A 25,499-nucleotide genomic window follows, 5' to 3' on the forward strand; every position below is an offset into this window, starting at 1 on the left:
AAATGTGTGGGTGCCTCAAGCCTTGCCGGCGGCAGCTGGAATCGAGCGAAACGAAATTCCCAATCGGTTGAACGCACTCATCAAGCCAATGGCATAGGTGAGGTCAGCGAGCTCCTTGTCGTTGAATTCGCCAGCCGCGGCCTCATAGTCGGCATCGGGAACGCCGGTTTCGGCCACCCGCGTCACGGTTTCTGTCCAGGCTAGCGCAGAGCGTTCGCGATCACTGAAGACTTGCCCCGCGTCGCGCCATACAGGCACCAGCACGAGTTTGTCGACGGCGACGCCAGACTTGAGCAGGTCGCGGGAGTGCATATCGATACAGTAGGCGCAGCCGTTGATCTGCGAAACCCGCAGATACACGAGATCGACGAGTTGCTTTGGGAGGCCGCTTTTTTGAAGATAGACATAGACTCCCCCGAAAGACTTGAAGCCGTCCGGCGAAGCCTTGGCGTAATCAATGCGCTTGTTCATGATTGAATCCTCATCTGGTTGAAGGATTCCATCGTGCTGTATCTTGGCCTATTCAAGAAGGTCCATGATTGGTCTTTGCAGGTGTGCCATGATTTTGGACTCCAGCAGATCTCGCACCAGCCGCCGCCATCACATCAATTTCAAAATGCGCCGTCCGAAATTTTCGACGGTGCGCCGGGAGTCAATATTTGTGAAATTTAAAAGAAGGGCCGAAGCTCCATCGTTGCGTGTCGTCCAGTCCGTGAGTGCTTCTGCGTACAAATTCTGTTCCCGCATACTTGCGACGAGCCGGCGGTCTGATCGGTTGCCTCGCAGACGCAAGATCAGGTGCATGCCCCCCGGCTGTGAATCTATTCGCACATATTTTCCCAGAACGCTTTCCAGGCCCGCGGCCGTCGCCTCTCGGCGCTCGGCATAGAGCTTCCTCATCCGCTGGATATGGCGCGCGAAATGTCCTTCGGCGATGAATGCAGTGACGATAGTTTGCGTGAGCCCGGGACAACCCGCTGAAAGGCTTTCAGCAACCTGTTCAAACCGCTCCACCTTCTGTTCCGGCACTACGAGATACGCAAGCCGCATGCCTGGAAAGAGCACCTTGCTGAACGTGCCTGCATAGAGCACCCGCCCATCGCGATCGAGGCTCTTCAAGGCAGGGAGTGGGCGGCTGACATAGCGGTATTCGCCATCGTAGTCGTCTTCGATGATCCATGCCTTGTTTCGTGCGGCCCAGTCCAGGAGCGCGAGGCGCCGGGGCAACGACAAGGACATGCAGAGCGGGCTCTGATGCGCGGGCGTGACCACCGCTGCGTGCGCCTTGGGCGCCAGCTTGACGGCATCGGAAACAACCATGCCCTCCCCGTCGACCGGCACGGAGACACCTTCGATGCGCATATGGTTGAATATTTCCCCGGTGGGCGGATAGCCCGGGTCTTCGAGCCAGACGCGATCACCCGCCTTCAGGAGGGCATAACCAATCAGCTCCACGGTTTGACGATAGCCCGAGGTGACGAACACCTGTGATGGCCGGCAGCTGATCCCCCGCGAAACCTGGAGGTACCTCGCGATTTCCGCACGCAGCAAAGGCAAGCCGTACACGGAAGGATGGATCATGTCAGAAGGCTGCATGGCGCGCACACTGCGCGCGCCAAGGCGCGCCCAGATCTTGCGAGGAAAGGCATCCAGGGCCGGCAAGCCCATCTGGAACGGCAGGATGGAATCCGGACGAAAACTGACAGCGTCGATGTCGGGGATGTCCGGCAAAGGCACCGGGCTCGCGATGGGCGTTCGCGGCTCGAGATCCGGGCTTACTATGGTCCCTGCCTGACCGCGCGCCTCGATATACCCCTCGGCGGCCAGCAAGGAATACGCCGTTTCGATGGTGCCTCTGGCCAGCCCCAACTCCTTGGTCAGCACCCGTGCCGAGGGAATACGGTCGCCGGGTTTCAACATTCCATTGGCGATGGCGTCGCGAAACCTATCGTAGATCTGCCGGTAGAACGGTGACGCCGCCGTCGGATCAAGCGACGAGAGGTTTTCGGGCTTCGCGGCACGCATGGCCTGATCCGATCCGTGGATGAACGAAAACCGACTATGCCACAACGGCTCGGATCGGTCTCCACTTCTCGCAGGCCGCAGCGGTCAAGTTCATCGCGCGGTGAATCATGGACCAGTCGCAAAGCTCATTCATGGTCCTTGGATGCAGGCCGCGCGATTGGCTATCGTTCAGTCAGAGTTCAGACAACAGCGATGGAAAGCCGATCATGAAAATACTGCATTTGATTTGCAGCCCCCGCGGGCAGGCATCGGAGAGCTACAGGCTATCTCAAACAATCGTCGGCCATTTGCTGAATAGCGAACCCAAGGCAACGGTCATCATTCGACCGATCGGTGGTGCCATCACCGATCTGGATGAGAATTATGCAACAGCTCTTGGCGCGACGGAGCGGTCGTTTGCGGAACTGTCTCCCGAAGGCTCTATGTCCCGGTCTGAAGCACTGATCCAGGAGCTCGAGAGCGCCGACTTCGTGGTCATCGCAACTCCGATGCATAACTTCACCGTGCCTGCGGCTCTCAAGATGTGGATAGATCACGTCGTTCGAGTCCGTCGAACGTTCCACGTGACTGCCGAAGGAAAAATAGGTGCGCTGCGCGACCGTCCGGTTTTTGTCGCAGTGTCATCGGGCGGAAGATTTTCCGGCGAGCGCACGCATCAGCCCGATTTTATCACGCCGTATCTCAAAGCTATACTGGGTTCCATTGGGCTGCATGATCTGACGTTCTTCTCCATTGAAGGGTCGGCCCTTGGTCCCGATGCATTGGTCGAAGCCCGAACCAAGACCGATCAAGCAATGCAGAGGTTCTTCCTCCGTTTCGCGCGCAATTCGATGGCGTTGCTTCAGCAAGCTGTATGAGCGGCCACCGGTCCCCGTAGGCCCAATCCGTATTCTGGGAGAGCAAGCATGACCATCGTCAAAGCCGCTGCCGTACAGATCAGTCCCGTGCTCTATAGCCGGGAAGGTACGGTGCAAAAAGTGATTCAGAAAATCGCGGAGCTCGCCAAACTGGGGGTCCAGTTCGCCACGTTCCCGGAAACGGTGGTGCCGTACTATCCCTATTTCTCATTCGTCCAGACTCCTTTCGAGCTCCGAACCGGCAAGGAGCACCTCCGGCTGCTCGATCAGGCCGTAACGGTACCCTCAGCCACCACGGAAGCCATCGGTGAGGCTGCGAGGCAGGCTAGGATGGTGGTGTCGATAGGCGTCAACGAGCGCGACGGCGGCACGCTCTATAATACGCAATTGTTGTTCGACGCAGACGGCACCTTAGTCCAACGTCGCCGCAAGATCAGTCCCACTTTTCATGAGCGCATGATTTGGGGCCAGGGCGATGGCTCCGGGCTGCGCGCAGTGGATAGTGTGGTCGGCCGTATCGGCCAGTTGGCATGCTGGGAGCATTACAATCCGCTGGCGCGCTACGCCCTGATGGCTGACGGCGAACAAATCCATTCTGCGATGTATCCGGGTTCATTCGCGGGTGATCGATTTGCCGAGCAGACACAAGTCAGTATCCGCCATCACGCCCTTGAAGCCGGTTGTTTCGTTGTCAGCGCAACGGCGTGGCTGGATGGCGAACAGCAAGCACAGATCATGAAGGACACCGGGTGCGGCATTGGGCCAATCTCCGGCGGCTGCTTCACCGCGATCATCTCGCCAGAAGGTGAATTGATCGGTGAACCCTTGCGTTCTGGTCAAGGCCAGGTGATCGCCGATCTGGATTTCGTGTTAATCGATCGACGCAAGCAACTGATGGACTCGCGCGGCCACTACAGTCGACCGGAACTTCTCAGTCTGGCCATCGATCGCACACCGGCGACCCACTTCCATGAACGCGGTATGCATACCTTGCCGACGATCGCTGATCCAACTGATGAAGATAACGTGAGGGCGGCATAGTGCGGGACGCAATTGCGCGAGGTGTATTCTTTGGACTCCGGGCCGCAAACCCTTTGTGACATCGAATGACGGACTTCCCGCGCTCAATTCGGTACCGGATACGTCCGTTCTTGGCCCAGGGCCGACATGCAGCGACGTAGGTTTCGACACCAGCTTCGGAGATCGAAGCGGACGTGACGAGTCCATGAGTACAGGCCCTAATTACGCACGCACCGGCGCGTCCGCGAGCGCGCTCAACGCGATGCCGCCGACGATCAGCGCCGCGGCGATCGCGAGCGACAGATCGATCGGCTCGCCGAGCAGCAATGCCGCGGTCACGATGCCAACGATCGGCGTCCCCGTCGTGCCGAGCGAGGTCGTCAGCGCCGGCAGGCTCTTGTTGACCATGGACATCGCCCAATAGGCCAGCGCGGTGCCGATGAAGCCGGAATAGAGGAACAGCAGCACGAGGTGCGGCGACCATGTCACCGTGGGCACGCCCTCGGTGACCAGCGCCGTCGTGGTCAGCACCAGCGTCGCGACCAGCACCTGCCACAGCAACAGCTGCAACGGCGTCGCGACCCAGCGGTGCGAGCGGATGTAGATGATGTTGGCGGCCCAGCAGATCGCGGCGAGGATGATCATGCCGGCGCCGGCGATGACGTGCAGATTGCTCCAGTCCAGCGACGCCGGGTTGAGGATCACGCAGAGGCCCGCGAGCCCCAGCGCGACACCGACCAGCTTGAGCGCGCCGAGGCGTTCGGTTCGCGCGGCGCCGGCGGCGAGCGCGACCCACAGCGGCGTGGTGTAGCCGAGCACGATGCCCTTGCTGGCCGGCAGATAGCGCAGGCCGGCGGCGACCAGTGTCGAGAAGAACGTCATGTGCAAGAGCGCGACGCTGAGCACGACAGGAACATCAGCGATCCGCGGGATGATCAAATTGCCGCTGGCCCGCAGGATCACCAGCAGGGCGACCAGCGCGACCCAGCTACGGATCGATGCGGTCCACAGCGGCGGCACCGACACGACCAGCGATTTCGTCACCGACCAGTTGATGCCCCAGGCCAGCACCACGACGATGAACAGGGCGGTGGCCTTGGCAGGGGAGAGTGATTGGTTCACGGGCGGCATCCTTGCAGGCGATACCGCTTCTGAATAGGATCGCGCTGGCTCTCTCGAAAGAGCCAGATTTGACAGATCAAAGGAGCCAGATTGATTCTCGCTGAATTGCTCGCGCTGAAGCGTGCCGATGATGCCGGGCTGACCGCGCAGCTGACGCAGCAGCTGCGCGGACTGATGGCAAGCGGCCGGATCAGGAGCGGGGCCGAGCTGCCATCGAGCCGCACCCTTGCGGCCGAGCTCGACGTGTCGCGCAACACCGTCACGCACGCCTACGAGCAGCTCGCGGCCGAGGGATATCTGCGCGTCGCCGCGCGGCGGCGGCCGGTGGTGTCAGACGATATTGAGGCGCGCTTCGCCAGGGCGGTGCCGGCGCCGCGGCGCGATGCCGCCCGCAAGCCGCTGCTGTCGCCCTGGGCCTTGCAGCTCTCGGGCACGGATTGGCCGCTGTCCTACCAGGCCGATTTCCGGCCGCTACGTCCCGGGCTCGCGGATGCGCGCGAGTTTCCACACGAGATCTGGGCGCGCTGCCTGCGCCGCAGCGCATTGCGCCGCCGCTTCAACGATCAGACCGTGATCAACCGGCCGAGCCTGCGCGAGGCGTTGCGCGATTATCTCGAAATCAGCCGCGGCGTGCGTGCCGAGGCCGATCAAATCCTGATCCTGCCGACGGCGCAGGCGGCGCTGACGCTGATCGCCGCGACCACTATTGTTACCGGTGATGCGGTGTGGACCGAAGATCCCGGCTATCCCGGCGCCGCGGCGGCGTTTCGCGCGGCGGGTGCCGACGTCGTCGGCGTCAGGCTCGATCAATGGGGCATGATGCGGACGCGCGAGGCGCGCGCGCCGAAGCTCATCTTCACGACGCCCTCGCATCAGCATCCGACCGGGCGGCTGATGCCGGTGGCACGCCGCACCGAGCTGCTGGCGGCGGCCGAGCCCGGCAAGACCTGGATCGTCGAGGATGATTACGACGGCGAGTTTCATTATGACAGCCGCCCGATGCCGGCCCTGCAAGGGCTCGATCGCGAGGGACGCGTGCTCTATCTCGGCACCTTCGCCAAGGCGACGACCGCCGATATCCGCATCGGTTATCTGGTGGTGCCGCCACAACTGGCGCGGACGATGGAGATCGCGCAGCGCCACCTCGGGCTGATGGCCTCCGTGCACGTCCAGGAGGCGCTGGCCGGCTTCATGGGCGACGGGCACTTCCTGGCGCATGTCAGGCGGATGCGGCGCATCTATCGCGCGCGCCGCGATCACCTCGCGGCGGCGCTGGCGCGGCAGCTCGAGCCGGTGCTGACAGCCGAAGTCCCGCCGGGCGGCATGCAGTTGATTGCCCGATTCAAGGATGGCGCCGCGGACCGGAGCGCCGTGACGCGGCTGATCGCAGCCGGGGTCGAGGTGCGCGCGTTGTCGAGTCTCGCGCTGGAGCGGCCGCACGACCATGGCCTGCTGCTCGGATTCGCCGCCTGGCGCGAGAACGAGATCGGCGCCGCGGTCCGGATCATGGCGAATTGCCTGACGGGGAAGCGCGCGGCGCGTGGGTAGAGGGGCGTTCGCACGATTTCGGAATAATGGAAATATATCCCTGAGTTGCCCGACGTGTCAAGTTGCCGTGTCGCAGGCCTTTGGCCGCCGGCTACTGTGCATAGGGTTGTTTTCGATATTTTCAGTGCGCCCCTTACTCCGCCGCCTTGGTCACGATCCGCACCTCCGACGTCAGCGTCTTGTGCACCGGGCATTTGTCGGCGATCTCCATCAGCCGCTTGCGCTGGTCAGCATCGAGGTCGCCCTCGATCCTGATGACGCGATCGATCTGGTCGAGCATGCCCTCGCGCGTCTCGCACTCCTCGCAATCCTTGGCGTAGATCTTGTTGTGCTGGAGCGTGACGGTGATGCGATCGACCGGCAGCGACTTGCGGTCGGCATACATCCGCATCGTCATCGAGGTGCAGGCGCCGAGCCCAGTGAGCAGGAAATCGTAAGGCCCGGGGCCGGTGTCATCGCCGCCGACGGCGACCGGTTCGTCGGCGATCAACCGGTGCGGACCGGTGGTGACGATCTGCTGGAACTTGCCGTTGCGGGTCTCCTGCACCACGACGTTGCGCGGCGCGCTGCCGGCATCGGCCACCGGCTGTGGCGCGAGGTCGACGTAGCGCTCCGCCCAGGCGCCGATCACGTCGGCGACATAGGCGGCATCCTGCTTGCCGCTCAGCAGATGATCGGCGCCCGCAAGCGAGACGAAGCTCTTCGGGTGCTTGGCCGCGATGAAGATATTGGTGGCGTTGTCGATGCCGACGGTGTCGTCGGTCGGCGAATGCATCACCAGCAGCGCCTTGTGCAGCTTGGTGACCTGCGCCATCAAGTTCTGCTCCGCGACGTCGTCGAGGAATTCGCGCTTGATGCGGAACGGGCGGCCGGCGAGCGACACTTCGCCTTCACCCTGCGCGCGGATGTCCTCGATCCGGTCCTTGAAGAAGTGTGTGACATGGACGGGATCGGAGGGCGCTGCGATGGTGGCGACCGCCTTCGCCTCGGGAATTTGGCCCGCGGCCGCGAGGATCGCGGCGCCGCCGAGGCTGTGGCCGATCAGGATCGCGGGCGCCTTGCGGGTCTCGCGCAGATGGTCGGCAGCGCGGACGAGATCGGCGACGTTCGATGTGAACGTCGAATTGGCGAAATCGCCTTCGCTGGAGCCGAGGCCGGTGAAGTCGAACCGCAGTGTGGCAATACCCTTGGCGGCGAGGGCAACAGCGATGCGCTTGGCCGCTAGTACGTCCTTGCCGCAGGTGAAGCAGTGCGCGAACAGCGCATAGGCCTTGATTGGGCCATCAGGCGTATCAAGCACGGCGGCAAGCTGATGGCCGCCCACACCGGTGAATTGAAAGCGTTCATGCGGCACGGGCAGGCTCCATCATTGTGTTGATCGGTCAGTCGCAGAATAGCGCTGTTCGGTCCAGGGATCACCGCGATTGTGATAGCCGCGCACCTCCCAGAAGCCGGGCGCATCTTCGGTCAGGAATTCGATGCGCTGCAGCCACTTCGCGCTCTTCCAGAAATAGAGATGCGGCACCACCAGCCGCACCGGGCCGCCATGCTCCTGCTCCAGCGGCTTGCCCGACCAGCTATGGGCGAGCAGCGCGTCCTCGGCAGCGAAATCCTCGAGCGCCAGGTTCGTCGTATAACCGTCATACGAATGCAGCGCGACGAAGCGGGCGTCATCGCGCGGCCGGCAGGCGGCGAGCAGGTCGCGGGTCGAAAGCCCCTCCCACTGATTGTCGTAGCGCGACCAGGTGGTGACGCAGTGAATGTCGGAGACGAACCGGGTCTGCGGCTGCGCCGCGAATTGCGGCCAGGTCCAGTAGATCGTCTGCTCGACCGCGCCGTAGACGTCGAGCCGCCAGCGCTCCCGCGTTACGTTCGGCATCAGCCCGAGATCGAGCACCGGCCAGTCAGCCGTCAGATGCTGTCCCGGCGGCAGGCGCTGCTCGTCCGGCCGGGTCACCTTGCCGGTGAGGAATTTGCCCTCGCGCGCCCAGCGTTGCTTGCTGCGCGTCAGCTTGCTCTCGGGCGGCTCGGCGTCGTCGGTCATCGGCGTGGCGCCATCATTCGTGGCGATGCATCGCGGAATCGTGCTTGGTGTCGCGCATGGTCGAGTAGATCAGGAGCGACAGGAAGATCATGCCGCTGAGATAATAGTAGAACCAGTCTTCATGCCCGATGCTCTTGAAATAGAGCGCGACCGCAGGCGCGGTGCCGCCGAAGATCGATACCGTGATGGCGTAGGGCAGGCCGACGCCGAGCGCACGGACATTGGTCGGGAACAGCTCGGCCTTCACGATCGCATTGATCGAGGTGTAACCGGCGACGAAGATCCAGGCGCTGCAGATCAGAAGGAAAGCGATGAAGGGCGACTTGGTCTCCTTCAGGGCGGTCAGGATCGGGATCGTCGCCAGCGTGCCGACGACGCCGAAAAAGATCAGCAGCGGCTTGCGGCCGATCCGGTCGGACAGCGCGCCATAGATCGGCTGCAGGAAGGTCGCGAAGATCAGCGAGCCGAAGATCACGAAAGTGGTCTGGTCCTCGGTGAGGCCGACCGACAGCTTCACGAAGGTCTGCATGTAGGTGGTGAAGGTATAGAACGCCGCGGTGCCGCCGGCGGTGAGGCCGACCACCAGCAGCAATTCGCGCGGATAGTTCAACAGGCCGACGATCGAGCCGGTCGGCTTGGAGAGCTTCTTGGCCTCCTCGAACGCTTCGGTCTCGTGCAGGCCGCGCCGCATCACCGCCGCGAAGATCGCGAGCATGGCGCCGATCACGAAGGGAATCCGCCAGCCCCAGGCCTTTAGCTCGTCCGGCGTCAGGAACACCTTTTGCAGCAACAGCAGCACGATGATTGCGGTGAGCTGGCCGCCGATCAGCGTGACGTATTGGAAGCTCGAATAGAAGCCGCGATGTTTGGCGTCGGCGACCTCGCTGAGATAAGTGGCACTGGCGCCATATTCGCCGCCGAGGCTCAGGCCTTCGATGATGCGGGCGAGCGCCAGGATCGTCGGTGCAGCAATGCCGATGGTGGCATAGGTCGGCGTCACCGCGATGATCAGCGAGCCGAAGCACATGCAGACCACCGACAGCGTCAGCGACAGCCGCCGGCCATAGCGGTCGGCGATATAGCCGAACAGCCAGCCGCCGAGCGGGCGCATCAGGAAGGTCGCGGCAAACAGCACGGCCGCATTGAGCTGCTGCACCACCGGATCGCTGTGCGGGAAGAACGCCGGCGCGAAATACAGTGCGAACGCGGTGTAGGCGTAGAAATCGTACCATTCGACGAGATTGCCGACCGAGCCGATGAAGATCGCCTTGACCCGCCGCTCGACGTCATGGATGTCGAGATGGTCGCTCGCGGATTGAGCGGTTTGTTCGGACATTGGCAGGCCTCCCCGGATTCTCTCGCGCGATTCCGGGGCAACCTACCTCATTTGCTTGGTGCGATGTAACTGCTGTCCTGTTCCCTTAGGCGTTCTTGCCGAACAGAACGGGCAGTTGACGCGGGCCGCGCACCGTGCCTTCGGACCAGGTCACCTTGCCGGCCGGGTCGAGGCGGAAATCCGGAATCCGCTTCAGCCATTCCTCGATCGCCACCTGCATCTCCAACCGCGCCAGGTTGGAGCCGACGCAGCGGTGGATGCCGAGGCCGAAGGCGGCGTGGCGGTTCTCCTTGCGGTCGATCACCACCTTGTCCGCATCCGGGAACATGGCGGGGTCGCGGTTGGCCGCGGGGAACGACAGCAGCACCATGTTGCCGGCCTTGACCGGGCAACCGGAGATCGTGGTTTCCTTCATCACCTCGCGCGCCATTGTCACCGGCGAATAGGCGCGTAGGAATTCCTCGATCGCGGTCGGGATCAGCGCCGGCTCCGCGACCAGGCGCTCGCGATCGGCGGGCGTTTTGGCGAGGTGCCAGAGCGAGGAGCCGAGCGCGCTCCAGGTGGTGTCGATGCCGGCGATCAAAAGCAACCGCAGCGAGCCGAGCACGTGCTCGTCGGTCAGCGGCTGGCCACCGGGGCCCTTGGCTCGCAGCAGCTGCGAGATCAGATCGTCGCCGGGCTCAAGCTTGCGCTGCTCGAGATGGGCCATGAAGTAGCCGGTCATCTCGCGCACGCCGCTCATCATCTCGTTCTCGTCCTTGATGCCGAGCTCGAGGATCTGGTGGATCCATTTGATGAAGAGGTCGCCGTCCTTCTCGGGAATTCCCAGCATGTGCGCGATGGCGCGCACCGGGATGTGCTTGGTGTAGCGCGCCGCGGCGTCGCAATGGCCATCGGCGATGAATTCGTCGATCAGCTCGTTGCAGATCGCGCGCACCCGCGGCTCCAGCCGCTTCATCGCGTCCGGCGTGAAGGGCGGCAGCAGCACCTGCTTGGCGGGCTTGTGCTCCGGCGGATCGGAGGTGATCGGCGGTGCACGGGCGGAGATCTCGGGGCGGACATCGCGCACGATGACGCGGCGCGAGGAGAAGTGCTCGGTGTCGTAGGCGATCTCCTTCACCGCCTGATAGGTGGTCGGCATGTAGCAGCCGAGGAAGCGCTCGGTATGCACGACCGGCGAGGCCGCGCGCAGCGTCTCCCAGATCGGGAACGGGTCGTCGGTCCAGACCGGATCGGTATGGTCGAAATCATGGACCCAATCGGTGACCGGGGGATGCTCGGGCAGAAAGCTTGCGGACGGGGAATCGGACATCGGCTCGTTTCCTTCTCGTTCGATCAAATGCTGGTCGGCTCAACGGGAGGCACGCGGCCATCCCTGCCAGCTGCTATTCCTCGGTGACTTCGATCGCGATTTCCGGGCAATTGGTCTGCGCGAGCCAGGCCTTGTCCTCGAGCCCGGCCGGAACGGTCCCGTCGCCGACTTCATGGGCGTTGCCGTATTCGTCGAGCTCGAACAGTTCGGGGGCGAGCGATTTGCAGCGGGCGTGACCCTGGCATTTGTCCTGGTCGACGCGGATTCTGAGCTTGGACATGCAAGCACTCTCCCTCGGCTCTGGCGCACAGGTGGAGCGCGCCGGGTTCCTCATCTTAGTTTATGCAAGTCCAGCTTGCTTGGGCGGCCGGCGCTTTAGCCGGCTCGCCAAGTTATAGCATATTACATTATCGTCGTGCTTGCGCGTCAAGCGAAAACTGCGTGCGTCCCACCGCCGGGTCTCGTCATTTGGATATTCGATCGAAGTCATTGGGGAATTTAATTTCCAAATGACGTGAGGAGGCGTCAACTTCGCCGGAAGGGTGGAGGGGATTTGCGATGACACTCATTGGCCCGCGTCCGGACTGGCTGACGTTCGATTGCTATGGGACGTTGATCCAATGGGATGAGGGCTTGATCGCGGCGACCAATCGAATTCTGGCCCGCTCCGGATCGCAGATCGAGCCGCGCGCGTTCATCTCGGTGTTTGATCGGCACGAACATGCCCTCGAGCGGAGCCGACCGCATCTGTCGTTCAGGGAGGTGACGGCGAGGGCGCTCGAAGCCGCCATGACCGAGCTGTCACTGCCCTCGGATCCGAACGGTGCGGAGATCCTGACCTCGTCGATCGGCAAGATGCCGCCCTTTCCGGAAGTCGTCGCCACGCTCGGCCGTCTGAAGGCCGCGGGTTTCAAGCTGGCGATCATCTCGAACACCGACGATGCGATCATCGCCGGGAACGTCGCGCAGCTTGGCGGGCACATCGATCAGGTCATCACCGCGCAGCAGGCCCGCGCCTACAAGCCATCCCGCGAAACATTCGAATACGCCTGGGCGTCGATCGGAATCGACAAGCCGCAGCTCGTCCATATCTGCGCCAGCCCGCATCTCGACCTCGCCGCGGCCCGCGATCTCGGCTTCCGAGCGATCTGGATTGACCGCGGCACGGGCCGTCAGCCGTTGCCCGATTACTTCCCGAACAAGGTTGCCGCCGCACTCGATCAGGTTCCGGGATTTCTTTCCGAAGCCGGCTGGATGTAGCTCGCGAGAGAACCGGATGGGCGTTGAACGAGCCGATGCACTCCCGGGAGACGCGCTCCCTTAATGCTTGCGCGCCGTCGGCGCGGTGAGCGGGCCCCAGGCGGCGAGGGCGGCGGCTGCGATCTGCTCGAGCTGCTTGCGGGTGGCGCCGTCGCGCGCCTGGATCGACATGCCCTGCTGCACCGTGATGTAGTATTGGGCGATCGCGTCAAGGTCGGCCGCGGGTGAGATCTCGCGACGCTCGACGCCCTGGCGCAGACGTTCGCGCAGCTCGGTCACCGCCTGCGCGCGCCGCTGCACGAGTTCGCGCCGCACGGTCTCGGAATGTTCGTTCGGATGCAGCGCCGACAATACTACCAGACAACCGGGCGGGCGTGAGCGGCGGGTGAAGACGCGCGCGGTCTGCATCAGGAAGGTTTCCACGGCCTGATAGGCGGTGTGCGTCTCGGCCACCGCACCCCAGATCAGTCCACCTTCGCTCGCCACGTAATAGTCGAGCGCCTTGCGGAACAGGTCCTCCTTGCTGCCGAAGGCAGCGTACAGGCTGGGCGAGGCGATACCCATCGCCGAGGTGAGGTCAGCCATCGAGGCGCCCTCATAGCCCCTCAGCCAGAACACTTCCATCGCGCGCGCCAGAGCGGCGTCCTTGTCGAAATTCCGGGGGCGGCCACGCTCAGCCATCGGTCCGTCCATTTCTGTGTCGATCACTAAATAATTCACTTGACGCGCCGGCGCAAGCTTCCTAATTCTGTGTCGATCGTTACAGATATATCGCCACCAACGAATGAGCCGAACATGACCCAGTCCCTGCAGGGAAAACGAGCCCTCGTCACCGGCGGCAGCCGCGGCATCGGTGCAGCCATCGCCAGGCGTCTTGCCGCCGAAGGCGCCGACGTCGCCATCACCTATGAACGCTCGGCGGATCGCGCCGAAACGGTCGGAGCTGAGATCAGGAAACAGGGCCGCCGTGCGCTGGCGCTGCAGGCGGACAGCGCGGACGCCAGCGCCGTGCGCGACGCGGTCAACGCAGCCGCCAAGGCGTTCGGCGGTCTGGACATCCTGGTCAACAATGCCGGCATCTTCCGCGGCGGCGGCTCGATCGATGCCGTCACGCTGGAGGATATCGACGCCACGCTGGCCGTGAACGTGCGGGCGGTAGTGGTCGCATCGCAGGCCGCGGTCGCCCACATGGGCGAGGGCGGCCGCATCATCAATATCGGCAGCAACCTCGCCAGCCGGGTGCCCGATGCCGGCATGAGCCTCTATTCGATGAGCAAGTCGGCGTTGATTGCCTGGACCCAGGGCCTGGCCCGCGACCTCGGCGGCCGTGGCATCACGGTCAATATCGTCCATCCCGGCTCCACCAACACCGACATGAACCCGGCCGATGGCGAGCAGGCCGAGGCGCAGCGCGCGCGCATGGCGATCAAGCGCTACGGCAAGGCCGATGACGTCGCTGCCCTGGTCGCGTTTGTCGCCGGTCCCGAAGCCGGCTCGATCAATGGCGCCGGTCTCACCGTCGACGGCGGCGCCAACGCCTGACGACGTTGGAGCGAGGAGCGCGTTGCCCTGCGCGCTCCTCGGCCTGGTGCCCGTGCTGGCCCCGCGACCCTACGGTTACGATCCGCATCGTCGCAGGCGGCCGGGCATGATGGCCGTCTCGCGTGCGGAATCCCGAGCCCTTCGGCCGCCTGGACCCCGGCTGGGAACCCGTTAAGCAAGTCGGAGTCCCCGGGTGATCTTGATAGACTTTCTAATGGACGCGCTTGCCGATTTCGCGGTTAATTGCCAATGGACGTCTCGTCCGCGGATGGAAGTGACCTGAACGCCCGATGTCGCTATTGTGGCGTATCCGCTTTAGCTTGGCCGACCGGTGATCAGCATTTCGATGGGACAAATCGTTCGTAAGTCGTTCAAAACCTACCACCATGGCGACCTCCGGGAGGCGCTGATCCAGGCCGCGCTGCGCGAGGTCGAGCTCGGTGGCCCCGAAGCGATCAGCATCAAGGCGCTGGCCAAGCAGCTCGGCGTCTCGCAACCGGCGCCGTATCGGCATTTCGCTGACCGCGAAGCGCTGCTGGAGGCGGTGACCGCGGAAGCGTTCCGGCAGTTCAACGTGATCATGCGCGAGGCGATCGCGCAGCCCGGCAACGCCTCGAAACTGTCGCGCTTTGCCCAGGCTGCGCTGGCCTTCGGGCTCGAGCGCCACGGCATCTACCGCTTGATGTTCGCGTCCAGAACCATGGCCTGCGCGCCTGTCGGCAGCGAGCTGCACGTCGCGGCGATGGAAACGCTGGCGCTGCTGATCGAGTCGTTCGAGGCGCCGGCCGTCGGGCTGTTGCGCGAGCGGCAGGCGCTGAAGATCTGGGCCGGGCTGCACGGCATCGTGATGCTTGCCGAGCAGGGCCTGCTCACCGGCGAGGTCGGCCAGATCAGCCGCGAGGAGCTGATGGACGAGATCGTCGAGCAGACCAAGCTCGCACTCACCGCCGCGCTGCATGCGACGGAAGAAAAGGCGTAGGACGCTCGCGAGTTGCTTACCCCGTCATTGCGAGGAGCGACGCGACGAAGCAATCCATCGCTCTGTGCGCTCGGTGACAATGGATTGCTTCGCTTCGCTCGCAATGACGAAGTAGAGGGTTAGGATCTCGGCGCGCGCGGATCGATCGGGGTGGTGCCGCGCACGCCCAGAATGTCCTCCAGCACTTTCGCGCCGGCCAGAAGCTGCGCCTCGGCGCGGGGCTTGGCGATCATCTGCAGGCCGACCGGCAGGCCAGACGCGGTGAAGCCGCAGGGCAGCGACAGCGCCGGGCAGCAGGCCAGCGTGATCGCGTAGACGATGCCGAGCCATTCGACGTAATTGTCGAACTTCTTGCCGTCGCATTCGGCGACATAGCGGTTCTCGACCGGGAATGGTGGCACGATGGTCGCGGGCGCCAGCAGCAGGTCGTATCGCTCGAAGAACTCGAGCGCACGCGCGGTGATCGCGACGCGCTGCGCCTCGGCGCGTTCGAGCTTCTCGACGGTGAGCTTCAGCCCTTCCTCGATGTTCCAGATCACTTCGGGCTTGAGCAGGTCGCGCTTGGTGCGCAGCAATTCGGCCTTGCTGATCGCGAAATCGAACGCGCGCAGCACGTGGAAGCATTCATGGGCCTCGCGGAAGTCGGGATGCGCCTCCTCGACGATCGCGCCGGCTTCCGCGAAACGCTCCGCGGCCTTGCGGGTCACCGCCTTGACCTCGGGATCGACAGGCGTGATGCCGAGATCGGGCGAATAGGCGATGCGCTTCGGCTTGCTGCCCGACCGCGTCGCCGACAGGAACGATGTCGGCAGCACCGGCAGCGACAGCGGATCGGCAGGATGCTCGCCGCTCATCGCGTCGAGCAGCAGCGCGAGGTCCTCGACATTGCGCGCCATCGGTCCCTGCTGGCCGAGCGTCCGGTCGACGCCGAATTTCGGCGTCTGCGCGACCCGGCCGATCGACGGCCGGAGGCCTACGACGCCGCAGAAGCTCGCCGGGTTGCGCAAGCTGCCGCCCATGTCGGAACCGTGGGCGAGCCACGCGGTGCCGCTGGCCAGCGCTGCCGCGGCACCGCCCGAGGAGCCGGCGGCCGAGCGCGACGTGTCCCAGGGATTGCGGGTCGGGCCGAACACCTCGTTGAAGGTGTTGGCGCCGGCGCCGAATTCCGGCGTGTTCGATTTGGCGTAGATCACGCCGCCGTTCTGCTCGAGGCGCTCGACCAGGATGTCCGACTTCGCGGGGACATTGTCCTTGAAGATCGGCGAGCCCTGCGTGGTCAGCACGCCGGAGACGGCGGTGAGGTCCTTGATCGGGACCGGAAGACCCGCAAGCAGGCCGCGTTCGCTGGCCGGCTTCTGCATAAGGGCCTTGGCGTGGGTGCGGGCGCGGTCGAAGCAGAGCGTCGGGAGCGCGTTGACCTTGCCGTCGACCTCGGCGATGCGCTTTTCCAGCACATCGAGCAGGTCGAGCGGCGTGACGTCGCCGGCTTTCAGTTTCTCGACGACGGCACACGCCGTTTCCTTCACCAAGCCCTGATCAGCCATGCACCGTTGCTCCTATGTCTTCTGTTTCCTTGTGCTGTAGAACATTTCCTGCCGTCGTGGCAATGCGACGAGAACCGAAGAGGCAGGGATGGCAGCGTTGTTTTCCGCGCTGGACTGGCGCGCGATGAGCCAGCAGGAGCGGGACCTCGGCTTGAACAATGGTGTTGCCGTCAAGGGCAGCGCCGAGATGGCCGCCGGCTGGGAGCAGCGCTCCGCGGCGATGCGGCAGAAACATCCCGACCATCTCGACCTCCGGTATGGCTCGCGTGAGCGCAACCGGATCGATTTCCTGAAAGCGCGCGACGGCGCGCCGACCTTGCTGTTCATCCACGGCGGCTATTGGCAAACCCGCGCCAAGGAGGTGTTCACGATCTTCGCCGAGGGGCCGATGGCGCACGGCATCAATGTGGCCCTGATCGGCTACACGCTGGCGCCGGATGCGACGCTCGATGACATCGTCGCCGAGATTCACGCCGGCATCGATTTTCTGGCTGGGCAGTTGCCCGCGCTCGGTGCCGCTGCCGAAAGCATCGTGGTGTCGGGCTGGTCGGCCGGCGGACATCTGACGTCGATGGCGCTGTCGAACGCCCATGTCCGGGCCGGCATGGCGATCTCGGGCATCTATGACCTCGAGCCGATCAGGCATTCCTACCTCAACGAGAAGCTGAGGCTCGACGAGGCCGCCTCGCGACGCAATTCGCCCATGATGCAGGAAGGCGGCACGGCAAAGCCGCTGTCGCTCGTGGTCGGCAGCGCCGAACTGCCGCTGCTGCGCAAGCAGACCGCCGATTTCGCCGGCCATCGCGCCCGTTACGGCTTGCCGGTGACCTATGAGGAGATCGCGGGGGCCGACCACTTCTCGATCATGCACGAGATGCTGGCGCCGCAGGGGCGCGTCACCACGCTGATCCGGCAGTTGTTCGAGCGGACGGCCGACTAGGCCGTCATTGCGAGGAGTGAAGCGACGAAGCAATCCATCGCTCCGCATATGCCGGCGCATGGATTGCTTCGCTTCGCTCGCAATGACGTGGTGGGAACTAACCCCACCCCGACGTCAGCCCGCCGTCCACCGTGTAGATCACACCCGACGTGTAGCCTGCGCGATCTGACGCAAGGAACGCCATCAGGTCGCCGATCTCGCGCGCGTGCGCGGGGCGGCCGAGCGGGAGGCCCTTCTGGAACTCCTTGTAGCGGTTCTCGTCGCCGAACTGGTTCTTGGCGCGGGTCTTGAGCAGCGTGACGTGTCTGTCTGTGCCCACAGGGCCGGGGTTGATGCCGACGACGCGGATGTTGTCGGCGAGGCTCTTGCCGCCGAGCGCGCGGGTGAACGACATCAGCGCCGCATTGCCTGCGCTGCCGCAGATGTAATTGGCGTCGAATTTCTCGCCCGCCGCACCGATGTCGTTGACGATCACGCCGCCGCCGCGCGCCTTCATCTGGGCATAGATCGCGCGCGTCAAATTGACATAGCCGAACACCTTGAGCTCCCAGGCGTGCCGCCAGGTCGCCTCGTCGATCTTGTCGATCGAGCCGCCCGGGATGTCACCGGCATTGTTGACGAGGATGTCGATGTCGGCAGCCTCTTTTGCCAATCGCGCCAGATCTTCGGATTTGCGCAGGTCGACGACGCTGATCGCGGCATCGATCTGGTGCGCGGAGCGCAGCCGTTCGGCCAGCGCCTTCAATTGCTCGCCGTTGCGGGCGGCGAGCAGCAAATTGGCGCCTTCCTCGGCAAAGGCTTCGGCGGCGGCCGCGCCAATGCCCTTGGAGGCGCCGGTGATCAGGACACGCTTGCCGCGCAGATGCAGATCCATGGGATGTCTCGCTTTGGTATGAGGAACGGGATGTCAGCGAAATTGGTGGGGCAGGGTCGCGCCGCGGTCAACACTGCACTGCAGCGTTGCGCTCTCGCGAAGTTTGGTCCATTGCAGGACCATCAGGATAGGCGGCATTGCCGGCCGGGCAAATCACAAGGGTGTTCTCGATGAGCAGCAAAAAGCAGTATCGGATTGCGGTCATTCCCGGTGACGGCATCGGCAAGGAAGTGATGCCGGAGGGCCTGCGGGTCATCGAGGCGGCGGCAAAGAAGCACGGCGTCGACGTGAAGTTCGATCATTTCGACTTCGCCTCCTACGACTATTACGAGAAGCACGGCGAGATGATGCCGGCCGACTGGAAGGACCAGATCGGCAAGCATGACGCGATCTATTTCGGCGCGGTCGGCTGGCCGGCCAAGATCCCGGATCACATTTCGCTATGGGGTTCGCTGATCAAGTTCCGCCGCGAGTTCGACCAGTACGTCAATTTGCGTCCGGTGCGGCTGATGCCCGGCGTGCCGTCGCCGCTGGCGAACCGCAAGCCCGGTGACATCGATTTCTGGGTGGTGCGCGAGAACACCGAGGGCGAATACTCCTCGGTCGGCGGCCGCATGTTCCCGGACACCGACCGCGAGTTCGTCACGCAGCAGACCGTGATGACTCGCATCGGCGTCGATCGCATCCTGAAATTCGCATTCGATCTGGCGCAGTCGCGGCCGAAGAAGCATCTGACCTCGGCGACCAAGTCGAACGGCATCTCCATCACCATGCCCTATTGGGACGAGCGCGTGGAGGCGATGGCCAAGAAGTATCCGGGCGTGAAGTGGGACAAGTACCACATCGATATTCTCACCGCGAACTTCGTGCTGCATCCGGACTGGTTCGACGTCGTGGTCGGCTCCAATCTGTTCGGGGACATTCTCTCCGACCTCGGTCCGGCCTGCACCGGCACGATCGGCATCGCGCCGTCGGGCAACATCAATCCGGAAGGCAATTTCCCCTCAGTGTTCGAGCCGGTGCACGGCTCGGCGCCTGACATTGCAGGCCAGGGCATCGCCAACCCGATCGGCATGATCTGGTCGGGCGCGATGATGCTGGAGCATCTCGGCGAGAAACAGGCAGCAGCCGCCATTGTCGGTGCGATCGAGCGCACGCTCGGCGAACGCACGCTGCGCACCCGCGACCTCGGCGGCAACGCCGACACCACGGCCTGCGGCAAGGCCGTGGCGGAGATGGTGGATTAGGCTGCGTTGTCAACCACGGGGTCGTCCTGGCGAAAGCCAGGACCCATTACCCCGAGTGCTTGTTGGCTTGATAGGTCTGACCACCGCCCTGCGCGATGACACAGGCCGGTGGTAATGGGTCCTGGATCGCGCTCGCTACGCTCGCTTGTCCAGGACGACGTCGATAATTATTACTTCACGATCCTGCGGCAATGCTCCCATGCCGCGTGGATCAGGTTCTGGCTCGCCTCGGGCGTGCGGAAGGCGGAGTGCGCCGACAGCGTCACGTTCGGGATCTTCGTCAGCGGATGATCCTTCGGCAGCGGCTCGATGTTGTAGACGTCGAGGCCGGCGTGGCGGATGTGGCCGGAGTTGAGTGCATCGATCATCGCCTGCTCGTCGACGATGGCGCCGCGGGCGGTGTTGATCAGGACCACGCCCTTCTTCATCCTGGCGATCTTCTCGCGCGCGATCATCCCGCGGGTCTCGTCGTTCAGCAAGAGATGGAGCGAGACCACGTCGCTGTTCGCCAGCACGGTGTCGAGCTCGGTGAACTCGACGCCCGGATGGCTCTTGGGCGACCGGTTCCAGGCGATCACCTTCATGCCGCTGCCGAGCGCGATGCGGGCGACTTCGGCGGCGATGCCGCCGAAGCCGACCAGGCCGAGGGTCTTGCCGGTGAGCTGCATGCCGTCCTCGCGCAGCCAGTTGCCGGCGCGCATCTCGCGGTCCATCTGCGCGATCACCCGCGCCGACGACCACATCAGCGCGATCGCGGATTCCGCAACCGCGGTGTCGCCATAACCCTTGATCAGATGCACGGAGATGCCGAGCTCCGCGAGCTCTTCCGGATTCATATAGCTGCGCGCGCCGGTGCCGAGGAACACGACGTGCTTCAGGCCGGCGCACTTTTTCGCGATGTCGGTCGGCAGAGCGGTGTGATCGACGACCGCGATCTCGGCGCCGTCGAGCACCGCCGGATAGTCCTCGGACTTGATGTCCGGGTTGCGGTTGATCCGCATCCGGGGATCGCCGGGCTTTTCCAGCCGCTCCGTGATGACAGCGAGCGATTCATTGGCGTCGACAAACACTGCGCGCACGAAAGCCTCCATTGAAGGAAGAAGGGATGATCAGGATGCGACGCCGGCGAGCGCCAGCACCGTATGCATCAGGACGTTGGCGCCGGCGGCACAATCGGTCTGCGTGGCGTCTTCAAGCTCGTTGTGGCTGATGCCGTCCTTGCAGGGCACGAACACCATCGCCGCCGGCATCACGGTGTTGAGGTTGCAGGCGTCGTGGCCGGCGCCGGAGGTGATGCGGCGGTGCGAATAGCCGAGTTGCTGGGCCGCGTTCTCCACGGCGTCGACCAGCTTCGGGTCGAAATGCGTCGGCGCCTTGCGCCAGACGAGATCAAGCTGAACCTCGACCTTGCGCCGTGCGGCGATCTCGGCAACCGCGGCACGGAGATCGCGATCCAGCGCGTCCATGATCCCTGCATCGGCGCTGCGGCAATCCACCGTGAAGGCGATCTCGCCGGGAATGACGTTGCGTGAGGGCGATGCGATCACGGCCTCGCCGATGGTGCCGACCGCCTTCGGGCCATGTTTCTTCGCAATGCTTTCCATCGCCAGCACGATCTCCGACAGCGTCGCCAGCGCATCGCGGCGCAGCGGCATCGGAGTGGAGCCCGCGTGACTCTCGAAGCCTGTGATCTTGCCGTCGTACCACAACACGCCCTGGCCGGAATCGACCACGCCGATGGTCTTGCCTTCGGCCTCGAGGATCGGGCCCTGCTCGATATGCAGCTCGACGAAGCTGGTGAACTTCTGGCGGCCGACCGGGGCATCGCCGCGATAACCGATCGAGTCCAGCGCCTGCGCCACCGTGACGCCCTCGGCGTCCTTGCGCGACAAAATGTCGTCGGTGGTGAAATCGCCGACATAGGCGGCCGAGGCCATCATCGCCGGCGCAAAGCGCGAGCCTTCCTCGTTGGTCCAGTTACAGATGCAGATCGGCAGCTCGGTCTCGATGCCGGCATCGTTGAGCGTGCGCACCAGTTCGAGCCCGGCAAGCGTGCCGAGGATGCCGTCATATTTGCCGCCGGTCGGCTGGGTGTCGAGATGCGAGCCGACGCCGATCGGCGGCTTCGACATATCCCGCCCTTTGCGCAACCCGAACATCGAGCCGAGTGCATCGACCTGCACCTCGAGGCCGGCGTTCTCGCACGCCTTGCGGAACCAGTCGCGCACCTGCTTGTCTTCGGCGCCGAGGGTCAGCCGCCGCACGCCGCCCTTTGGCGTTGCGCCGAACTGCGCGGTTTCGTGGATGGTGCCCCAGAGGCGGGCGGAATCGATCTGCAGGTTGGTGGCGGCTCGGCTCATGTCGTCAGTCCATTTCAGCTGTCTTTCCGGGGCGATGCGTCAGCATCGAACCCGGAATCTCGGGATTCCGGGTTCGGCTCTTCGAGCCGCCCCGGAATGACGTTTGATTATCCGGCACTGGTTCAATGGCGCGCCGCTTCCATCGCGTCAACCGCCACGCTCGCCTGCGCGATCTGCCTGGCGAGATGGGCGACACGCTCGATGGCGACCGCATCGGGGGAGGCGAGCCAGCTCGCGGTGAAGGTGAGGGGCGGCAGCTTGAGGTCGGTATCGAGCAGTTGCAAGCGGCCGTCGGCGAGCTCGTTCTCGACGATCGCCGACGGAATCACCGCAATGCCAAGGCCCTCATTGGCCATGTGGATCACGGTCGCGAGCGAGGTTGAGGCGTGCAGGCGGATCGGCGGCAGATCGGGGGCGTTGAACAATGCGCGTACGGTCTCATAGGGCTGGGTCTTGCGCGGAAACGTGATGATCGGAAACCGCGCCAGATCCCGCCGCGCCACCGGGCCGGGGCCGAGACCGAGCGACGGGCTCGCCAGGAAACCGATCGGGTAATCGCATAGCACATGATTGTGCGCGCCGGACGCCGAGACCGGTCCGAGCACGAAGGCGAGCTCGATCTCCTGCGCCAGCAACCGCGGGGTCAGGTTCGGCGTGATGTCGACCTCGATCTCCAGCGACAGATTGGGGTAGATCTCGTTGACGCTCTTGACCAGCCGCGGCAGCCAGGTGTGCACGATGGTCTCCGCGACACCGAGCCGCAACGCGCCGCGCATCGCCGAACGGTCGCCGACCTCCGCCATCATCTCCGAACGCAGGCCGATCAGCTTCTCGGCGTAGGTCATCATCAGCCGTCCGCTCGGCGTCGGCGAGGCCACTCGATGATCCCGGTTCAACAGCTTGACGCCCATCTCGCGCTCGAGCTGGGCGATGCGCTGGGAGATCGCCGGCTGGGTGGTGTTGAGCCGCTGGGCGGCACCGCGGAAGCTGCCGAGCTTGACGACCCAGAGGAAGGTTTCGATCGAGCGGAAGTCCGTCATTGGAAGCATATCCCCGATCGATAAATCCTATTTATCGATTTTGATTAGAAAGGACGATTAGACATTATATCACGCTTGGTGTTGGTTTGTCCTTGTCGAGATTATGGGCAGGAGAATCCCATGACTGTTTTTGCGGCAGTGCAGCGATCTCAGGGGGAGCCGGTGCTGGCGAGCGTCGAAGCGCGGCGCGCGAGCCGCAACGGCATGGCCTCGGCCACCACGGCCGGCCTCGCCAACGGTTTCGTCCAGGGCAATCTGGCGATCCTGCCGGAGAAGCTCGCCGGCGCCTTCCACCGCTTCTGCCAGCTCAATCCCAAACCGTGCCCGATCATCGGCATGTCCGATGTGGGCGATCCCCGGATCCCCGCGCTCGGCCTCGACCTCGACATCCGCACCGACGTGCCGCGCTACCGGGTCTGGCGCGACGGAGAGGTGGCCGACGAGCCGACCGACATCACCAAATACTGGCGCGACGATCTCGTCACTTTCGTGCTCGGCTGCTCCTATTCGTTCGAGGAGGCGCTGCTGGAGGACGGGCTGCCGATCCGTCACATCGAACGCAACCTGCGTGTGCCAATGTACCGGACCAACATCGCCTGCCAGCCGTCGGGGCCGTTCGCGGGACCTATGGTGGTGTCGATGCGCCCGTTCAAGCCGGCGGATGCGATCCGCGCGGTGCAGATCACCTCGCGTTTCCCGTCGGTGCACGGCGCACCGGTTCATCTCGGTCACCCGCATGCGATCGGCATCAAGGACATTGCCAAGCCCGACTATGGCGATCCGGTGCCGGTGGCCGATGACGAGATCCCGGTGTTCTGGGCCTGTGGCGTGACGCCGCAATCGGTGATCGCAAGTGCGAAGCTGCCGTTCGCGATCACGCATTCGCCGGGCCTGATGCTGGTGACCGATCTCAGGAACAAGCAGCTGGCTGTGCTCTGAATAGGCAATTCGTGCAATTCATTGAGGCTTTACTGCGCGCTACAAGCGTCACATCGATAATAACAAGCTGACCAAGGGGAATTTCGATGACGATCTCTCGCCGTAACGTGTTGCTGGGTGCCACTGCTGCCGCTGCGCTCGGTCCGATGGCCGCGCGCGCGCAGACAAGCGAAGTGGCAATCGGCGTGATCTATCCGCTGTCCGGCTCAAGCGCAGCGATCGGCGTCGACGCGCAGCATGCCTTCAACACCGCGGCCGACATCATCAACAAGAACTATGATTTCGCACTGCCGCTCGCCAAGGGCGAGGGCCTGTCCGGCCTCGGCGGCGCCAAGGTCCGCCTGGTGTTCGCCGACCACCAGGCCGACCCGCAGAAGGGCCGCGCCGAGACCGAGCGCCTGATCACCCAGGAGAAGGTCTGCGCCGTCGTCGGCACCTATCAGAGCGCGGTTGCCGTCACCGTCAGCCAGACCTGCGAGCGCTACGGCGTGCCGTTCATCTCGGCCGACAACTCCTCGCCGAGCCTGCATCGCCGCGGCCTGAAATACTATTTCCGCGCCTCGCCGCATGACGAGATGTTCTCGGCCGCGATGTTCGACTTCTTCGATGCGATGAAGAAGAAGGGCCAGAAGATCGAGACGCTGGCGCTGTTCCACGAGGACACCATCTTCGGCACCGATTCGGCGAATGCCCAGACCAAGCTCGCCGGCGAGCGGGGCTACAAGATCGTGGCCGACATCAAGTACCGCGCCAACTCGCCGTCGCTGACCGCCGAGGTGCAGCAGCTCAAGGCGGCGAACGCCGACGTGCTGATGCCGTCGAGCTACACCACCGACTCGATCCTCTTGGTCAAGACCATGGCCGAGCTCGGCTACAAGCCGAAGAACATCATGGCGCAGGACGCCGGCTTCTCGGAGAAGGCGACCTATGACGCGGTCGGCGACAAGCTCGAGGGCGTGATCTCGCGCGGCAGCTTCTCGCTCGATCTGGCACAGAAGCGGCCGATGGTCGGTCTCATCAACGAGATGTACCGCGCCAAGTCCGGCAAGGACTTCAACGATTACACCTCGCGCCAGTTCATGGGCCTGATCGTGATGGCCGACGCCGTCAACCGTGCCAAGTCGACCGACGGCGAGAAGATCCGCGACGCGCTGGTCGCCACCGACATGCCGGGCGACGTCACCATCATGCCGTGGCGGCGCGTCAAGTTCGACGAGATGGGGCAGAACAATTTCGCCGATCCGGTGCTGCTGCAATACACCGCGAAGAACTTCGTGACGATCTTCCCGGAACAGGCCGCCGTCTCCGAGGCGATCTGGCCGATGAACAGCTGATCGATCAGGCTTAAGGGGGCAGACGGCGGTGATTATTCCGGGACTGAAGACGTTCGTCATTGCGAGGAGCGCAGCGACGAAGCAATCCATTCTATCTGCTTGCGGCACGATGGATTGCTTCGCTTTGCTCGCAATGACGCGCGGCATGCGCCGTCACCCCGAAGGCACGGAGCGCT

Annotated in this window: 24 protein-coding genes; 10 read left to right on the top strand and 14 right to left on the bottom strand. The window is 64.0% G+C overall.

Translation table 11 applies throughout. From position 1 onward, the window contains the following. Positions 1 to 15: 15 nt before the first annotated feature. Complete coding sequence (locus ACVIGA_RS34165) at positions 16 to 471, bottom strand: carboxymuconolactone decarboxylase family protein (RefSeq protein WP_456669475.1); 456 nt, start codon at positions 469 to 471, stop codon at positions 16 to 18. Positions 472 to 600: 129 nt separating this feature from the next. Next, the gene (gene pdxR / locus ACVIGA_RS34170; protein WP_456669476.1) at positions 601 to 2,025 is read right to left on the bottom strand and encodes a MocR-like pyridoxine biosynthesis transcription factor PdxR; all 1,425 of its coding nucleotides are present in this window, start codon (positions 2,023 to 2,025) and stop codon (positions 601 to 603) included. 206 nt (positions 2,026 to 2,231) lie between these two features. Between pdxR (ACVIGA_RS34170) and ACVIGA_RS34175 the strand changes: the two genes are divergently transcribed. Both ACVIGA_RS34175 and ACVIGA_RS34180 read left to right on the top strand, forming a co-directional pair. After that, complete coding sequence (locus ACVIGA_RS34175; RefSeq protein WP_456669477.1) at positions 2,232 to 2,882, top strand: FMN-dependent NADH-azoreductase; 651 nt, start codon at positions 2,232 to 2,234, stop codon at positions 2,880 to 2,882. A 48-nt stretch (positions 2,883 to 2,930) separates the two neighbouring features. After that, on the top strand, positions 2,931 to 3,923 hold the full coding sequence (locus ACVIGA_RS34180; protein WP_456669478.1) for a nitrilase-related carbon-nitrogen hydrolase: 993 nt from the start codon (positions 2,931 to 2,933) through the stop codon (positions 3,921 to 3,923). Positions 3,924 to 4,124: 201 nt separating this feature from the next. On the opposite strand, the gene ACVIGA_RS34185 is transcribed toward ACVIGA_RS34180, so the two are convergent. Then, the gene (locus ACVIGA_RS34185) at positions 4,125 to 5,033 is read right to left on the bottom strand and encodes a DMT family transporter (protein WP_456669479.1); all 909 of its coding nucleotides are present in this window, start codon (positions 5,031 to 5,033) and stop codon (positions 4,125 to 4,127) included. Positions 5,034 to 5,114: 81 nt separating this feature from the next. Here ACVIGA_RS34185 and pdxR (ACVIGA_RS34190) point away from each other — a divergent pair, with 81 nt between their 5' ends. Beyond that, positions 5,115 to 6,572, top strand: coding sequence for a MocR-like pyridoxine biosynthesis transcription factor PdxR (gene pdxR / locus ACVIGA_RS34190; RefSeq protein WP_456669480.1), 1,458 nt, complete (start codon positions 5,115 to 5,117; stop codon positions 6,570 to 6,572). 133 nt (positions 6,573 to 6,705) lie between these two features. Here the strand turns inward: pdxR (ACVIGA_RS34190) and ACVIGA_RS34195 are convergent, their stop codons facing one another. The 5 genes from ACVIGA_RS34195 to ACVIGA_RS34215 all read right to left on the bottom strand — a co-directional run bounded on the left by ACVIGA_RS34195 (position 6,706) and on the right by ACVIGA_RS34215 (position 11,544). Further along, the gene (locus tag ACVIGA_RS34195; RefSeq protein ID WP_456669481.1) at positions 6,706 to 7,926 is read right to left on the bottom strand and encodes a bifunctional alpha/beta hydrolase/OsmC family protein; all 1,221 of its coding nucleotides are present in this window, start codon (positions 7,924 to 7,926) and stop codon (positions 6,706 to 6,708) included. Positions 7,927 to 7,938: 12 nt separating this feature from the next. Further along, on the bottom strand, positions 7,939 to 8,616 hold the full coding sequence (locus tag ACVIGA_RS34200; RefSeq protein ID WP_456669482.1) for a sulfite oxidase-like oxidoreductase: 678 nt from the start codon (positions 8,614 to 8,616) through the stop codon (positions 7,939 to 7,941). 13 nt (positions 8,617 to 8,629) lie between these two features. Continuing rightward, positions 8,630 to 9,952, bottom strand: a complete 1,323-nt coding sequence (locus ACVIGA_RS34205) for an MFS transporter (RefSeq protein WP_456669483.1) — start codon at positions 9,950 to 9,952, stop codon at positions 8,630 to 8,632. Positions 9,953 to 10,037: 85 nt separating this feature from the next. Continuing rightward, the gene (locus ACVIGA_RS34210; protein WP_456669484.1) at positions 10,038 to 11,264 is read right to left on the bottom strand and encodes a cytochrome P450; all 1,227 of its coding nucleotides are present in this window, start codon (positions 11,262 to 11,264) and stop codon (positions 10,038 to 10,040) included. Between the two features lie 73 nt (positions 11,265 to 11,337). After that, entirely contained in the window at positions 11,338 to 11,544 is a 207-nt protein-coding gene (locus ACVIGA_RS34215) for a ferredoxin (protein WP_016842874.1), read from the bottom strand. A 278-nt stretch (positions 11,545 to 11,822) separates the two neighbouring features. On the opposite strand from ACVIGA_RS34215, the gene ACVIGA_RS34220 reads away from it, so the two are divergent. Next, the gene (locus tag ACVIGA_RS34220; RefSeq protein ID WP_456669485.1) at positions 11,823 to 12,524 is read left to right on the top strand and encodes a haloacid dehalogenase type II; all 702 of its coding nucleotides are present in this window, start codon (positions 11,823 to 11,825) and stop codon (positions 12,522 to 12,524) included. Between the two features lie 60 nt (positions 12,525 to 12,584). Here ACVIGA_RS34220 and ACVIGA_RS34225 read toward each other — a convergent pair whose 3' ends face one another. Next, positions 12,585 to 13,205 carry a TetR/AcrR family transcriptional regulator gene (locus ACVIGA_RS34225; protein WP_375779822.1) on the bottom strand — a complete coding sequence of 207 codons (621 nt, stop codon included), beginning with the start codon at positions 13,203 to 13,205 and terminating at the stop codon, positions 12,585 to 12,587. A gap of 114 nt (positions 13,206 to 13,319) precedes the next feature. On the opposite strand from ACVIGA_RS34225, the gene ACVIGA_RS34230 reads away from it, so the two are divergent. Both ACVIGA_RS34230 and ACVIGA_RS34235 read left to right on the top strand, forming a co-directional pair. Further along, the gene (locus tag ACVIGA_RS34230) at positions 13,320 to 14,066 is read left to right on the top strand and encodes an SDR family NAD(P)-dependent oxidoreductase (protein WP_223970729.1); all 747 of its coding nucleotides are present in this window, start codon (positions 13,320 to 13,322) and stop codon (positions 14,064 to 14,066) included. Between the two features lie 346 nt (positions 14,067 to 14,412). Then, positions 14,413 to 15,045 (top strand): TetR/AcrR family transcriptional regulator, encoded by a 633-nt coding sequence (locus ACVIGA_RS34235; protein WP_223970730.1) that lies wholly within the window; start codon positions 14,413 to 14,415, stop codon positions 15,043 to 15,045. 119 nt (positions 15,046 to 15,164) lie between these two features. On the opposite strand, the gene ACVIGA_RS34240 is transcribed toward ACVIGA_RS34235, so the two are convergent. Then, the gene (locus tag ACVIGA_RS34240) at positions 15,165 to 16,589 is read right to left on the bottom strand and encodes an amidase (RefSeq protein WP_456669486.1); all 1,425 of its coding nucleotides are present in this window, start codon (positions 16,587 to 16,589) and stop codon (positions 15,165 to 15,167) included. Between the two features lie 88 nt (positions 16,590 to 16,677). Here ACVIGA_RS34240 and ACVIGA_RS34245 point away from each other — a divergent pair, with 88 nt between their 5' ends. Continuing rightward, complete coding sequence (locus tag ACVIGA_RS34245; protein WP_456669487.1) at positions 16,678 to 17,529, top strand: alpha/beta hydrolase; 852 nt, start codon at positions 16,678 to 16,680, stop codon at positions 17,527 to 17,529. Between the two features lie 97 nt (positions 17,530 to 17,626). Here ACVIGA_RS34245 and ACVIGA_RS34250 read toward each other — a convergent pair whose 3' ends face one another. After that, positions 17,627 to 18,403: an SDR family oxidoreductase gene (locus ACVIGA_RS34250; RefSeq protein ID WP_229164382.1), complete on the bottom strand. Its 777-nt coding sequence runs from the start codon at positions 18,401 to 18,403 to the stop codon at positions 17,627 to 17,629. Between the two features lie 170 nt (positions 18,404 to 18,573). Here ACVIGA_RS34250 and ACVIGA_RS34255 point away from each other — a divergent pair, with 170 nt between their 5' ends. Beyond that, on the top strand, positions 18,574 to 19,650 hold the full coding sequence (locus tag ACVIGA_RS34255) for a tartrate dehydrogenase (RefSeq protein ID WP_456669488.1): 1,077 nt from the start codon (positions 18,574 to 18,576) through the stop codon (positions 19,648 to 19,650). A gap of 170 nt (positions 19,651 to 19,820) precedes the next feature. Here ACVIGA_RS34255 and ACVIGA_RS34260 read toward each other — a convergent pair whose 3' ends face one another. The 3 genes from ACVIGA_RS34260 to ACVIGA_RS34270 form a co-directional block, all read right to left on the bottom strand. Beyond that, entirely contained in the window at positions 19,821 to 20,729 is a 909-nt protein-coding gene (locus ACVIGA_RS34260) for an NAD(P)-dependent oxidoreductase (protein WP_456669489.1), read from the bottom strand. A 30-nt stretch (positions 20,730 to 20,759) separates the two neighbouring features. After that, positions 20,760 to 22,010, bottom strand: coding sequence for an allantoate amidohydrolase (locus ACVIGA_RS34265; protein WP_456669490.1), 1,251 nt, complete (start codon positions 22,008 to 22,010; stop codon positions 20,760 to 20,762). Positions 22,011 to 22,132: 122 nt separating this feature from the next. After that, the gene (locus ACVIGA_RS34270; protein WP_212311182.1) at positions 22,133 to 23,050 is read right to left on the bottom strand and encodes a LysR family transcriptional regulator; all 918 of its coding nucleotides are present in this window, start codon (positions 23,048 to 23,050) and stop codon (positions 22,133 to 22,135) included. A 120-nt stretch (positions 23,051 to 23,170) separates the two neighbouring features. Between ACVIGA_RS34270 and ACVIGA_RS34275 the strand changes: the two genes are divergently transcribed. Both ACVIGA_RS34275 and ACVIGA_RS34280 read left to right on the top strand, forming a co-directional pair. Further along, positions 23,171 to 23,989, top strand: a complete 819-nt coding sequence (locus ACVIGA_RS34275; RefSeq protein WP_223970740.1) for a putative hydro-lyase — start codon at positions 23,171 to 23,173, stop codon at positions 23,987 to 23,989. Positions 23,990 to 24,075: 86 nt separating this feature from the next. Further along, entirely contained in the window at positions 24,076 to 25,323 is a 1,248-nt protein-coding gene (locus ACVIGA_RS34280; protein WP_456669491.1) for an ABC transporter substrate-binding protein, read from the top strand. Positions 25,324 to 25,499: the final 176 nt, after the last annotated feature.

It is taken from the genome of Bradyrhizobium sp. USDA 3240, assembly GCF_054063295.1.